This window comes from Streptomyces sp. ISL-36 (assembly GCF_018614205.1).
In the GTDB taxonomy this organism is placed as follows: Bacteria; Actinomycetota; Actinomycetes; order Streptomycetales; family Streptomycetaceae; genus Streptomyces.
In genome coordinates this window covers 23,186-35,644 of record NZ_JAGGOS010000049.1, presented here as the reverse complement: position 1 = coordinate 35,644, position 12,459 = coordinate 23,186, and the positions used below count along the sequence as shown (strand labels likewise).

Sequence of the window (12,459 nt, the reverse complement as noted above, 5' to 3'; positions counted from 1 at the left end):
GACATGCTCCTTCTGGCTGTTACAGGTGGCGGCGTCGGGCGGTGACGTGCCGGTCGTACTCCTCCCGGGCCTTGACCGCCGACGCGCGGGTCGAGGTCTCGGCCACGGGCACATCCCACCACGCCTGGGCAGGGGGCGCGCCCGACACTGTGTCTGCCGTTTCGGTCTCGACATAGACACATGTGGGAACGGTCGACGCCCGGGCGTCGGCGAGGGCTTCTCGCAGGTCACGTACGGTGCGGGCGGTCAGCACCCGCATCCCGAGGGAGGCCGCGTTGGCGGCGAGGTCGACGGGGAGCGGCGCTCCGGTGAAGGTGCCGTCGGGGGCCCGGTAGCGGTAGGGAGTGCCGTACCGCTCACCACCGACGGCCTCGGAGAGCCCTCCGATGGAGGCGTACCCGTGGTTCTGCAGGATGACCACCTTGATCGGTACGCCCTCCTGTACGGCCGTGACGATTTCGGTGGGGTTCATCAGATACGTACCGTCGCCGACGAGCGCCCAGACCGGCCGCCCCGGCGCGGCGAGCGCGACTCCGATGGCGGCGGGGATCTCGTATCCCATGCACGAGTACCCGTACTCGACGTGGTACTGGTCCGAGGAGCGGGCCCGCCAGAGCTTGTGGAGGTCGCCCGGCAGCGATCCGGCCGCGTTGATCAGGATGTCGCTCTCGTCGACCAGGGTGTCGAGTACGCCGAGGACCTGCGGCTGTGTGGGGCGGGCGTCCTGGTCCGGTGCGGCGTAGGCGGCGTCGGTCCGTTCCTGCCAGTCCGCCTTGGCGAACGTCCACTGGACCATGTCCTGGCGGTGGTCGCCGAGCGCTTCGGCGAGTGCGGCGAGCCCCTCGCGGGCGTCGGCGACGAGGGGCAGGGCGCACTGCTTGTGGGCGTCGAACCCGGCGATGTTGAGGTTGAGGAAGCGGGCGTCTGTGGGAAAGAGGGTGCTGGAGGCGGTGGTGAAGTCGGTGTAACGGGTGCCGACGCCGATGATCAGGTCGCTGGTGCGGGCGAGCGCGACGGCGGTGGCGGTACCGGTGTGGCCGATGCCGCCGGTCTCGCAGACGTGGTCGTACGGCAGGACTCCCTTGCCGGCCTGGGTGACGGCGACGGGGATGCGGGTCTGTTCGACGAGGGCGCGCAGGGCGTTCTCGGCGCCGCTGTACTTGACCCCACCGCCGGCGATGATCAGGGGGCGTCGCGCGGCTCTGATCGCCTGTACGGCGGCCTCGAGTTCGGCGGTGTCGGGCCGCGGGCGACGCACCCGCCAGACCCGGTCGGCGAAGAACTCCTCAGGCCAGTCGTACGCCTGTGTCTGTACGTCCTGCGGCAGGGCGAGCGTGACCGCCCCGGTCGCGACGGGGTCGGTGAGGACCCGGGCGGCTGCGAGAGCGGCCGGGATCAGCGCCTCGGGGCGGGTGATCCGGTCGAAGTACGGCGAGACCGGCCGCAGGCAGTCGTTGACGGAGACATCGCCCGCGTACGGGACCTCGAGCTGCTGGAGCACAGGGTCGGCGGGCCGGGTCGCGAAGGTGTCGCCGGGCAGGAGCAGCACCGGCAGGTGGTTGATGGTGGCGAGGGCGGCGCCGGTGACCAGATTGGTGGCGCCGGGGCCGATGGAGGTGGTGACGGCGTGGGCGGAGAGCCGGTTCGACTGGCGCGCGTAGCCGACGGCCGCATGGACCATGGACTGCTCGTTGCGCCCCTGGTGGTACGGCATCTCCTCGGCGTACTCGACCAGGGCCTGGCCGATCCCGGCGACGTTGCCGTGACCGAAGATTCCCCAGGTCGCGCCGATCAACCGATGTCGCACGCCGTCGCGTTCGGTGTACTGGGCGGCGAGGAACCGCACCAGAGCCTGGGCGACCGTCAGCCGGGTCATCGATATCCCTCCGTGTGGTCGGGGTGGAAGCAGATCTTCCACTCCCGTTCCGGTCCTGGTCCCGCCATCACGTTCAGGTAGTACATGGCGTGGCGCGGCTGGGCGATCGACGGGCCGTGCCAGCCGTCGGGGACCAGGACGGCGTCACCCGTGCGGACCTCGGCGAGGAGATCGGCGCCGCCGGGACGGGAGGGGGAGATCCGCTGGTAGCCCACTCCCCCGTCGGCGATCTCGTAGTAGTAGATCTCCTCCAGCTCGGACTCCGTGCCGGGGCGGTGCTCGTCGTGCTTGTGGGGCGGGTAGGAGGACCAGTTGCCGCCCGGGGTGATCACCTCGACGGCGATCAGCCGGTCGCAGTCGAAGGCGTCGGCCGCGGCGAAGTTGCGCACCTGCCGGGCCTGGTTGCCGCTGCCGCGGGCCTCGACGGGCACCTCCGGCGCGGGGCCGTAGCGAGCGGGGAGTCGTCGCTCGCACTTCGCTCCTGCCAAAGCGAAGCGGCCTCCCGCACCGGAGGCGATCTGGGCCCGGGCGTCGCGGGGCACGTACGCGAAGTCGGTCACTCCGCCGAACACGCTCTCGCGGCCCAGGAGTTGAAGCACCTCGCCGTCGATGTGAACCGTACAGCCGCCGGTGAGCGGAAGCACGATCCATTCGGCGTCCCCCGAGTCCAGGAGGTGGGTGTCGCCCGGGCCGAGTTCGAGGACGCGCAGTGCGGAGTAGCTCCAGCCGGCCCGATCGGGGTCGACATGGAGGGCGTACGGCCCGCGGGAGGCGGTCCCGGCGGGCAGGTGCAAGGAGTTCATGGTCGGTGACTACCCCTTCTTACAGCAGACCTGCCGCCGTATCGACGGCTCCGGCCACATCCCCGTCGGGCGGATACAGCAGTGAGCGTCCGACGACCAGGCCTCGGACGGTGGGCAGGCGCAGCGCGCCGCGCCATTTCTCGTACGCCAGGTCCTGCGCGTCCGGGCCTGGACCGGGGTCTCCGCCGAGGAGGACGGCAGGCAGGGTGGTGGTCTCCATGACGCGGGCCATGTCGTCGGGGTGTTCGGTGACGGGGACCTTGAGCCAGGTGTAGGCGGAGGTGCCGCCGAGGCCGGAGGCGACGGCGAGGGAGGTGATGACGGCTTCGGCGGAGAGGTCGTTGTGGAGCCGTCCCCGGGAGTCGCGGCGGCAGTGGAAGGGCTCGACGAAGACGGGCAGGCGCAGGGCCGCCATCTCGTCGACGGCGCGGGCGGCGGAGTGGAGGGTGGTGAGGGAGCCGGGGTCGTCGGGGTCGATCCGCAGCAGGAGTTTGCCGGCGTCGAAGCCGAGACGGGCGAGGTCCTGGGGGCGGTGGCCGGTGAAGCGGTCGTCGAGCTCGAACGCGGCCCCGGCGAGCCCGCCGCGGTTCATGGAGCCGACGGCCAGCCGGTCCTCCAGGGCCCCGAGGAGCAGCAGGTCGTCCAGGATGTCGGCGGAGGCGAGGACCCCGTCGACCCCGGGCCGGGACAGCGCCAGGCAGAGCCGGCCCAGCAGGTCGGCGCGGTTGGCCATGGCGTACGGCCGGTCGCCGACGGCCAGCGCCCCGCGGGCGGGATGGTCGGCGGCGACGATCAGCAGCCGGTCGCGCCCCTGGAACAACGGCCGGGTGCGGCGCCGCGAGGCGGCTTCGGCGACGGCCTCGGGGTGGTGCGCGCGAATCCGTACGAGCCGGTCGACATCGACATCGACATCGACAGACGCCGCACCGGGGGAGGGATGCGGGTGGGGGCGGGGGCGTGCGCCCCTGGAACCCGGTGCCGGCTCCGCGTACCAGGAACGGTGGCCCGGCGGCGCCGACGGGTGGTCGTACGGACGGCCCGTGACCGCCGCCCCGTCTTCCGGTTCGTGCGCCGGCCGCAGGTGCGGTCGAGGGGCCGCGGCTTCGGCGTACGGGACTTCGAGGTGAGGGGGTTGGGGCGGGGCGGCTTCGGACTGCGCGGTGTCGGTGTCGGGGCCCAAGGGAAGGTTCGAGGCGGCGGACCCCGCGGTCGCCAGGTCCTCGTCGGACGCGAAGTCGCCGGTCACGCCGTCGCCGGTCATGTCGTCGTCGGACGCGAAGTCGCCGGTCACACCGTCGCCGGTCATGTCGTCGTCGGACGCGACGTCGCCGGTCACACCGTCGTCGGTCATGCCGTCGTCGGTCATGCCGTCACCGGTCATGGGGTGCGCTCCGGGATCGTGCCGGTGCCCCTCGCCAGGGCCTGGTCGATCTCGTCCGCGTACGGCATCGCCGGGGAGCAGGCGAGACGGCCGGCGACGATGGCCCCCGCGGCGTTGGCGGAGCGGATCGTACGCTCCAGGTCCCAGCCGGCGAGCAGCCCGTGGCACAGCGCCCCGCCGAACGCGTCGCCGGCGCCGAGCCCGTTGACCACCTCCACGGGCAGCGGCTCCGCCTCCGCGCGCTCGCCGTCCGCGCTCATCGCGAGCACCCCTTTGGGGCCCTGCTTGACGACCGCGAGCCGGGCCCCGGCGGCGAGCAGGGCACGGGCGGCGGCGTACGGCTCCCGCTCCCCGGTGGCGACCTCGCACTCGTCGAGGTTGCCGACGGCGACGGTCGCGTGGGCCAGGGCGGCCCGGTAGAGCGGGCGGGCCTCTTCGGGGTCGGCCCAGAGCATGGGGCGCCAGTCCAGGTCGAGGACGGTGACGCCCGCGCGGCCCCGTTCCCGCAGCGCCCCGAGCGTCGAGGTCCTGCTGGGCTCGGCGCTCAGGCCCGTCCCCGTCACCCAGAACGCGCGGGCCGTCCGGATGGCCGCGAGGTCCAGCTCGTGCGGGTGGATCTCCAGATCGGGCGCCTTGGGCTGCCGGTAGAAGTGGATCGGGAAGTGGTCGGGCGGGAAGATCTCGCAGAAGGTGACCGGCGTGGGGTACGCCTCGACGTCCGTCACCCACCGGTCGTCCACGCCGAAAGCGCGCAGCTCCTGGTGCAGATAGGTGCCGAAGGGGTCGGCGCCGGTGCGGGTGATGAGGGCCGTACGGTGGCCGAGACGCGCCGCCGCGACGGCCACGTTGGCGGGGGAACCGCCCAGGAACTTCCCGAAGCTCTCGACCTGGGGCAGCGCCACCCCGACCTGGAGCGGGTAGAGGTCCACGCCGATGCGCCCCATCGTGATCAGGTCGTACGGCTCCGTCCCCGGCTCCGACTCCATGCACGCCACCCTCTCGCCTCGGCCCCGCACCCAGGTCTAGCCGCCCGCCCGGAGCCCTGTCAACGCTATGTCCTTACATTCGGACGAGCGTCTTGACGCTTCTCCGGGAGCCCGGCCAAGGTGGCTTGCATGACGAAGCCGTCGCCACTGTCCCGTATCCGTATCGGCTCGGCCCCCGATTCGTGGGGAGTCTGGTTCCCCGACGATCCCCGGCAGGTGCCCTGGCAGCGGTTCCTCGACGAGGTCGCCGGGGCCGGCTACGCCTGGATCGAGCTCGGCCCGTACGGCTATCTGCCCACCGATCCCGCCGTGCTGGCCGAGGAGACCGGCCGACGGGGGCTGAAGGTCTCCGCCGGGACGGTCTTCACCGGGCTGCACCACGGCCCGGCCGTGTGGGAGCGGACCTGGGCCCATGTCGCCGACAACGCGGCCCTGGCCCAGGCCATGGGCGCGGAACACCTCGTCGTCATCCCCTCCTTCTGGCGGGACGACAAGACGGGCGCCGTCCTGGAGGACCGCACGCTCACCGCCGAACAGTGGCGGAATCTCACCGGTCTGACCGAGCGTCTGGGCCGCGAGGTGCGGGACCGCTACGGGTTGCGGATCGTCGTCCATCCGCACGCGGACACGCACATCGACAGCGAGGAGAACGTCGCCCGGTTCCTGGACGCCACCGATCCGCAGCTGGTGTCGCTCTGCCTGGACACCGGGCACTACGCCTACTGCGGCGGCGACAGCGTCAAACTGATCGAGACCTACGGTGAGCGGATCGGCTATCTCCATCTCAAGCAGGTCGACCCCGAGATCCTGGCCGGGGTCGTCGCCGACGAAGTGCCGTTCGGGCCGGCCGTCGCGCGGGGCGTGATGTGCGAGCCGCCCTCCGGGGTGCCCGCCCTGGAGCCGGTCCTGGCGGCGGCGCAGGCGCTGGACGTGGACCTCTTCGCCATCGTCGAGCAGGACATGTACCCGTGCGATCCGGACCGGCCGTATCCGATCGCGGTCCGCACGCGCCGCTTTCTGCGCTCCTGCGGGGCGTGACACCGGGAAGCGGCACATCGCCACGCCGATGTGATGGTGTGTGATCGTGCGCCACTTACGTCACATCCATCCCTCTGTCGTCACAGATGTCTCCATTACGCGGGGTTTCCGTCACAGGCGATCGACAGCCGCTCTCCTCTCGTCACGGAGCGTCGTTCAACGGGCACAGGCTCAGTGATCGCCAGCGCTCGCCTCGCAGCTCCCCCGAACGGCACACCCGCCCGCCGCTGCGAGGCGCGCAGGGAGGTGCCCCGCATGACGGACAGAAGGCTCTGGTCGTACAAGGACATTGCCGCGCACATCAGGGTGCAGCCGGACACGGTCCGCTCCTACCGGAAGCACGGACTCCTGCCGCCGCCCGACCATGTCGAGTCGGGCAAGCCCTACTGGTACGTGGACACGATCCGCCTCTGGGTGGCCAACCGGCCCGGCAACCGGAGCCGCCAGGGCTGACCTCCTCCCCCGGCCCGCGGGCCCCGCGCCTCCCCCGGTGCGGGGCCCGCGGCCGGCCGGGGCCCCGTCGCCAGGCCGGGGCCCCGTCGTCAGGCCAGGATCCCGTCGCCAGGCCGGGTCCAGCCGTCAGGCCCAGGGTCGGATGACCGTCACTCCCGAGCCCGGCGTCGACCCCATCCCCGCCAGCGCGGCGGGGGCCGCCGCCAGTGGGATGGTGGAGGTGACGAGCCGGTCGGGGCGCAGGCTGCCCGCGCGGACCATCTCCATCATCGGGCCGTAGGCGTGCGCGGCCATGCCGTGGCTGCCGAGGATCTCCAGTTCAAGGCCGATCACCCGGGCCATCGGCACCACAGGATCTCCGGCGGCCGTGGGCAGCAGCCCGACCTGGATGTGCCGGCCCCTGCGCCGCAGGCTCTCCACCGAGGCGGCGCAGGTGAGCGGGGACCCCAGGGCGTCGATCGAGAGATGGGCTCCCCCGCCGGTCAGATCCCGCACGGCCGCCGCCGTCGCGCCGGGCGTCCCCGACAGGGCGGAGGCGTCGACACAGGCCGCCGCCCCGAACTCCCGCGCCAGCTCCAGGGCCTTCGGCGACACGTCGACGGCGATCACCCGCGCCCCGCAGGCCGCCGCGATCATCACGGCCGAGAGTCCGACGCCCCCGCATCCGTGCACCGCGACGAACTCTCCCGCCGCCACCCGCCCCTGGGCGATCACCGCCCGGAACGCGGTCGCGAACCGGCAGCCGAGCCCGGCCGCCGTCGGGTACGACAGCTCGTCCGGCACCTCCACCAGGTTCACGTCCGCGTGCTCCAGGGCCACGTACTCGGCGAAGGAGCCCCAGTGGGTGAAGCCGGGCTGGGTCTGCCGCTCGCACACCTGCTGGTCCCCCGCGGCGCAGGCCGGGCAGCTCCCGCAGGCGCAGACGAACGGCACCGTGACCCGGTCGCCGGGCTTCCACCGGCCCACGTCCGCGCCCACCGCCTCCACCACCCCGGCGAGTTCGTGGCCGGGGACGTGCGGCAGGGCGATGTCGGGGTCGTGTCCCATCCAGCCGTGCCAGTCGCTGCGGCACAGCCCGGTCGCCTCGACCCGGACGACCACGCCATGGGCGGAGGGGGTGGGGTCCGGCACCTCCCGGACCTCCGCGTCCTGTCCGTACCGCTCGAACACCACCGCTTTCATGGGCCCCACCCTCCGCCGCCGTACCGCCGATCCGACCTTCGAAACTAATCCCCCCTGCGGCTCCCTGTCCCGGCCGTCGTCGCACTCCGGCCCGGTCTCCGCGCGGCACGCGTACGACGGCGCTGGAATTTATACCCCCTAGGGGTATAGAGTGTGCTTCAGTACGACCCTGAAGCACCTGAACCAGCACCGCCCCTCGAAGAGGAGACCGTCATGACCGCCGAGACGAAGACCGAACTTCCCCAGGTCACCGGCAGCTGCTGCTCGTCGACCGGCTCGTGTCAGGACGGCGCGGCCGAGGCCCGGACGGAGGGTGTCACCACCGTCTACCAGGTCAAGGGCATGACCTGCGGCCACTGCGAGGGCGCGGTCTCCAGCGAGATCTCCGAGATCGCCGGCGTCTCCTCCGTCACGGCCGTGGCCGCGACCGGCCGGGTCACCGTGGTCTCCGAGGCGCCGCTCGACGAGGCCGCCGTCCGCGCCGCCGTCGACGAGGCCGGCTACGAGCTGGTCGGCCAGGGCTGAGACCTGCCCCCGGCATACCCGGCGGGGCCGTACCGTTACGACGGTACGGCCCCGCTCCCTTTTGGACACCGCACATGACCTCCACTCTCACCACCGAGCTGACCATCGGCGGGATGACCTGCGCCTCCTGCGCGGCCCGCGTCGAGAAGAAGCTCAACCGCCTGGACGGCGTCACCGCGACCGTCAACTACGCGACGGAGAAGGCGCGGATCGAGCACACGGCCGACGTCGGGATCGCCGATCTGATCGAGACGGTCGTCAGGACCGGCTACACCGCCGAGGAACCCCCGCCCCCGGAGCCCGAACCCTCTCCCGAGGACGAGGACGAGGACGAGGACCGGGACGAGGCCAGGGCCGAGCACGAGCCGCGCGGCCGGGACCCGGAGCTCGACCCGCTCCGCACCCGCCTGACCGTCTCCGCCGTCCTCGCCGCCCCCGTCGTCCTCCTCGCGATGGCCCCGGCCCTCCAGTTCGACCACTGGCAGTGGCTCTCGCTCACCCTCGCCGCCCCCGTCGTGGTCTGGGGCGGGCTGCCCTTCCACCGCGCCGCCTGGACCAACCTCCGGCACGGCGCGGCCACCATGGACACCCTCGTCTCGGTCGGCACCCTGGCGGCCTTCGGCTGGTCCCTGTGGGCGCTGTTCCTGGGCACGGCGGGCATGCCCGGCATGCGCCACGGCTTCGACCTCACCGCCGGCCGCACCGACGGAGCCTCCACGATCTATCTGGAGGTCGCCGCCGGGGTGGTCTGCTTCATCCTCCTCGGCCGCTATCTGGAGGCCCGCGCCAAGCGGAAGGCCGGCTCCGCGCTGCGCGCGCTGATGGAACTGGGCGCCAAGGACGTGGCGGTGCTGAGAGGCGGCACGGAGGTACGGATCCCGGTCGCCGCGCTGCGGACCGGTGACCTCTTCGTCGTACGGCCCGGCGAGAAGATCGCCACCGACGGCACCGTCACGGAGGGCGCGTCCGCCGTCGACGCCTCCCTGCTCACCGGCGAGTCGCTGCCGGTCGACGTGGCGGCCGGGGACCCGGTGACGGGCGGCTGCGTCAACACCTCCGGCCGTCTCGTTGTCGAGGCCACCCGGATCGGCGCGGACACCCAGCTCGCCCGGATGGCGAAGCTGGTGGAGGACGCCCAGAACGGCAAGGCGCGGGCACAGCGCCTCGCGGACCGGATCTCCGCCGTCTTCGTTCCCGTGGTGCTGCTCCTCGCGCTCGGCACCCTGGCGGCCTGGCTCCTCACGACCGGCGACACGACGGCCGCGTTCACCGCCGCCGTCGCCGTCCTGATCATCGCCTGCCCCTGCGCCCTGGGCCTGGCCACCCCCACCGCCCTCATGGTCGGCACCGGCCGCGGCGCCCAGCTCGGCATCCTCATCAAGGGCCCCGAAGTCCTGGAGACCACCCGCAAGGTCGACACCATCGTCCTGGACAAGACCGGCACGGTCACCACCGGCCGGATGACGCTGCGGAAGGTGTACGCGTACGAGGGGGAGGACGAGGCCGAGCTGCTGCGGCTCGCCGGCGCCCTGGAACACGCCTCCGAGCACCCGGTCGCCCGGGCGGTCGCGGCCGGCGCCGCCGAGCGCCTCGGGCTGCCGGTGGCGGAGCTTCCCGTACCGAAGTCCTTCGCGAACGCGCCCGGTCTCGGCGTCCGTGGCTCGGTCGACGGCCACGAGGTCCTGGTCGGCCGCCCGGCCCTCCTGGCGGCCGAGGGGATCGAGACGCCCGGCGCGCCCGAGCCGGGGGCCGTCCAGGTCGCCTGGGACGGGCGGGCCCGCGGGTTCCTGACGGTCGCCGACGCGGTCAAGGAGACCAGCGCCGAGGCGGTCGCCCGGCTGCGCGCCCTCGGCCTGACGCCGGTCCTGCTGACCGGCGACGAGCGGTCGGTGGCGGAGACGGTGGCGGCCGAGGTCGGCATCGACGCGGACCGGGTCTTCGCCGAGGTGCTGCCGCAGGAGAAGGTCGACGTGGTCCGGCGGCTGCAGGCGGAGGGCCGGACGGTCGCGATGGTCGGCGACGGCGTGAACGACGCGGCCGCGCTCGCCACCGCCGATCTGGGCCTGGCCATGGGCACCGGCACGGACGCCGCCATCGAGGCGAGCGATCTGACCCTGGTCCGAGGGGACCTCCGGGTCGCCGCGGACGCCATCCGGCTCTCCCGCCGCACCCTGGCGACGATCAAGGGCAATCTCGGCTGGGCCTTCGGCTACAACCTGGCCGCCCTGCCCCTGGCCGCCGCGGGGCTCCTCAACCCGATGATCGCGGGGCTGGCGATGGCCTTTTCGTCCGTTTTCGTCGTATCCAACAGCCTGCGACTTCGGCGCTTCACGTGAATTCACCTACACGTGACGCACAGGACCTTCACAAAGAGACCTAGATCACAGATATTTGGGGGTAACCATTCGGGCCGTTCGCGAGTCTAAGTGGGCGATGCCAAGAACGTCTTGGGGGACGTTCATGGGATGTCTTGGGGGACGTCCCAGGCAAGCGTTGGCCGGGGCACGTGCACCGGGGAGCTTTGAGCGGCCCTCCCGTACGTACGTACCCCGGCAGACCGCGCCGCCCGCCCAGCTTCTGCTGACACCGGCAGACGCCCGGCCCGGATCCCGTGGGGGGAATCCGCACCGGGGATATGGGAAGCGCCCCGCTCGCCGACCCGTGGGGGGATCGGAAGCGGGGCGCTTTTCGTTCAGCGGCGCCGAAGACTCAGCGGCCCTCGCGTCGGAGGCTCAGCGGCACTCGCGCTGGAGGTTCAGCGGCCCTCGACCGGGACGAAGTCGCGCAGGACCTCGCCCGTGTAGATCTGGCGCGGGCGGCCGATGCGGGAACCCGGCTCCTTGATCATCTCGTGCCACTGGGCGATCCAGCCCGGAAGGCGGCCGAGCGCGAAGAGCACGGTGAACATCTCGGTCGGGAAGCCCATCGCGCGGTAGATCAGACCCGTGTAGAAGTCCACGTTCGGGTACAGGTTGCGCGAGACGAAGTAGTCGTCGGAGAGCGCGTGCTCCTCCAGCTTGAGCGCGATGTCCAGCAGCTCGTCGGACTTGCCGAGGGCCGAGAGGACGTCGTGCGCCGCCGCCTTGATGATCTTGGCGCGCGGGTCGAAGGACTTGTACACCCGGTGGCCGAAGCCCATCAGGCGGACACCGTCCTCCTTGTTCTTCACCTTGTTGATGAAGGAGTCGACGTCGCCGCCGTTGGCCTGGATGCCTTCCAGCATCTCCAGGACCGACTGGTTGGCACCACCGTGCAGGGGGCCCCACAGGGCCGAGATGCCGGCGGAGATCGACGCGAACATGTTCGCCTGCGAGGAGCCGACCAGACGCACGGTGGAGGTCGAACAGTTCTGCTCGTGGTCCGCGTGCAGGATCAGAAGCTTGTCGAGCGCGGAGACCACGACCGGGTCCAGCTCGTACTCCTGCGCCGGGACCGAGAAGGTCATGCGCAGGAAGTTCTCCACGTACCCGAGGTCGTTGCGCGGGTAGACGAAGGGGTGGCCGATCGACTTCTTGTAGGCGTACGCCGCGATCGTCGGGAGCTTGGCGAGCAGCCGGATCGTGGAGAGGTGACGCTGCTTCTCGTCGAACGGGTTGTGGCTGTCCTGGTAGAACGTGGACAGCGCGGAGACCACCGAGGAGAGCATCGCCATCGGGTGGGCGTCACGCGGGAAGCCGTCGAAGAAACGCTTGACGTCCTCGTGCAGCAGCGTGTGCTGGGTGATCTCGTTCTTGAAGTTGGACAGCTCGTCGACCTTGGGGAGCTCACCGTTGATCAGCAGGTACGCCACCTCGAGGAAGGTGGAGCGCTCGGCCAGCTGCTCGATGGGGTAACCGCGGTACCGCAGAATGCCCTGCTCGCCGTCCAGGTAGGTGATGGCGGATTTATAGGCGGCGGTGTTGCCGTATCCACTGTCCAGGGTGACCAGACCGGTCTGGGCTCGGAGCTTCCCGATGTCGAAGCCCTTGTCGCCGACGGTGCTCTCGACCACCGGGTAGGTGTATTCACCGTCCGCGTACCGCAGTACTACAGAGTTGTCGCTCACGTCATCCCTCACCGACGTAGTGCCTCTTCTTCGAGGTGCCCTGACTGTCTCTACCATCCCCCATTTGGCTCAGGAGAGTGCACTCGGGGTCGACCATTGGGCCGTTTGGCGGCACTCAGTGCCGCCAACCTGCTCATCTTGCCCCCTTCGCCCCGCTTCCGGAAGTCCGG

At 71.6% G+C, this 12,459-nt stretch carries 10 protein-coding genes; 4 read left to right on the top strand and 6 right to left on the bottom strand.

The genetic code is table 11. The annotated features are described in order from the left end of the window. Nucleotides 1-19 precede the first annotated feature (19 nt). The 4 genes from iolD to iolC form a co-directional block, all read right to left on the bottom strand. Nucleotides 20-1,876, bottom strand: coding sequence for a 3D-(3,5/4)-trihydroxycyclohexane-1,2-dione acylhydrolase (decyclizing) (iolD, locus tag J7E93_RS13795; protein ID WP_215069009.1), 1,857 nt, complete (start codon nt 1,874-1,876; stop codon nt 20-22). Continuing rightward, nucleotides 1,873-2,679, bottom strand: a complete 807-nt coding sequence (iolB, locus tag J7E93_RS13790; RefSeq protein ID WP_215069007.1) for a 5-deoxy-glucuronate isomerase — start codon at nt 2,677-2,679, stop codon at nt 1,873-1,875. The genes iolD and iolB overlap by 4 nt, the downstream gene beginning before the upstream one ends. Nucleotides 2,680-2,698: 19 nt before the next feature. Then, nucleotides 2,699-3,559: a deoxyribose-phosphate aldolase gene (locus tag J7E93_RS13785; RefSeq protein WP_215069105.1), complete on the bottom strand. Its 861-nt coding sequence runs from the start codon at nt 3,557-3,559 to the stop codon at nt 2,699-2,701. 497 nt (nt 3,560-4,056) lie between these two features. Beyond that, nucleotides 4,057-5,046 (bottom strand): 5-dehydro-2-deoxygluconokinase, encoded by a 990-nt coding sequence (gene iolC, locus J7E93_RS13780; RefSeq protein WP_215069005.1) that lies wholly within the window; start codon nt 5,044-5,046, stop codon nt 4,057-4,059. A 129-nt stretch (nt 5,047-5,175) separates the two neighbouring features. Here iolC and J7E93_RS13775 point away from each other — a divergent pair, with 129 nt between their 5' ends. Together J7E93_RS13775 and J7E93_RS13770 are read left to right on the top strand one after the other, a co-directional pair. After that, nucleotides 5,176-6,084, top strand: coding sequence for a sugar phosphate isomerase/epimerase (locus tag J7E93_RS13775; RefSeq protein ID WP_215069004.1), 909 nt, complete (start codon nt 5,176-5,178; stop codon nt 6,082-6,084). A 255-nt stretch (nt 6,085-6,339) separates the two neighbouring features. Next, nucleotides 6,340-6,537 (top strand): AlpA family transcriptional regulator, encoded by a 198-nt coding sequence (locus J7E93_RS13770; RefSeq protein ID WP_215069002.1) that lies wholly within the window; start codon nt 6,340-6,342, stop codon nt 6,535-6,537. Nucleotides 6,538-6,663: 126 nt separating this feature from the next. Here J7E93_RS13770 and J7E93_RS13765 read toward each other — a convergent pair whose 3' ends face one another. Beyond that, nucleotides 6,664-7,719, bottom strand: a complete 1,056-nt coding sequence (locus J7E93_RS13765) for a zinc-dependent alcohol dehydrogenase family protein (RefSeq protein WP_215069000.1) — start codon at nt 7,717-7,719, stop codon at nt 6,664-6,666. A gap of 213 nt (nt 7,720-7,932) precedes the next feature. Here J7E93_RS13765 and J7E93_RS13760 point away from each other — a divergent pair, with 213 nt between their 5' ends. Next, the gene (locus J7E93_RS13760; RefSeq protein WP_215068998.1) at nt 7,933-8,244 is read left to right on the top strand and encodes a heavy-metal-associated domain-containing protein; all 312 of its coding nucleotides are present in this window, start codon (nt 7,933-7,935) and stop codon (nt 8,242-8,244) included. Between the two features lie 74 nt (nt 8,245-8,318). Then, nucleotides 8,319-10,580: a cation-translocating P-type ATPase gene (locus tag J7E93_RS13755; RefSeq protein ID WP_215068997.1), complete on the top strand. Its 2,262-nt coding sequence runs from the start codon at nt 8,319-8,321 to the stop codon at nt 10,578-10,580. 419 nt (nt 10,581-10,999) lie between these two features. On the opposite strand, the gene J7E93_RS13750 is transcribed toward J7E93_RS13755, so the two are convergent. After that, on the bottom strand, nt 11,000-12,289 hold the full coding sequence (locus tag J7E93_RS13750; protein WP_215068995.1) for a citrate synthase: 1,290 nt from the start codon (nt 12,287-12,289) through the stop codon (nt 11,000-11,002). Between the last annotated feature and the right edge of the window lie 170 nt (nt 12,290-12,459).